1 protein-coding gene is annotated in these 902 nt (G+C 36.5%); it reads left to right on the top strand.

Features of this window, described 5'->3' with window-relative positions:
* Positions 1-474 precede the first annotated feature (474 nt).
* The coding region (locus tag AC1DND_RS28630; protein WP_477586328.1) for a hypothetical protein at positions 475-902 on the top strand (428 nt) is incomplete at its 3' end.

Below are 902 nucleotides of genomic sequence, written 5' to 3'. Positions count from 1 at the left end.
GGTTATTAACCTGGCATGTAATAATCGATGTAACTGCGACACCATTATCTGTTTCCGTTAAGGTACAATTTTCCAGGGACCTGTATTCCAAGCCTTCCCATGTTATGTTTCTCTCCATTATGATTTGAAATTAAACAATCTTAATGCCGACTTGGTTTTAAGCAGCTTAATTCACGGTCCAATAAGGCGAAAACTGGAAAATTATTTTATTTAGAGATTTAACTGCGTATTTCTAGAAAAATAGTTCTCTTCACTTTTTGATGGCAGCTCAAGTTTCCCGCTAATAATTATGTTGAAATCGCTTTTAAATAATATTATCTAGGCTATTGATTGAAAATAATTACTAGCCACAAAAAAGAGCAAGAACGTCAAAGCCTCTTTGACGTTATCGCTGAAGAAAGCACACTTAAAAAGGCTTTTACAAAAGTACGCCGCCTTGACAATAAAATAAGTATCTTCAAATAATCCATTAATATGACAACATTTCCGAAGTTTATTTTTTGTATCCTGTTGATAATTACATTTCTGGGATGTAATAGTGAAAAAGAGTTGACCCCATTGGTTCAGCCCACAAATATTCTTCAAGGCCGTGACCAGCTCTCAAACTATATCACACAATACGTCAACTTCGATTCTGATTATAGTGCTTTCGATACGGAAGGAAAAGCTATGGATAAACAAACGTTTCTGAGCGAGGTGCTATCCGGGCGGTACTTACCCTTAAAGTTAAAAACAGGAGCAGGTAGAAACTTATACCAACTGTACAAAATTAATGTGCTTATTGAGGACTCGCCAAAATATTATCTGATAGACCAGGCCCGTCAGGGGCTTTTTCAACTTTCGCTTGTAGGCAAGCCTGCACCAAAGTTTGAATTTGTAGATTTAACAGGCCATAGATACAA

The sequence above is a fragment of the Pedobacter sp. 01N416 genome (assembly GCF_056399685.1).
Note: the sequence above shows the minus strand (reverse complement) of the source record. Positions and strands in the feature narration are given on the sequence as shown.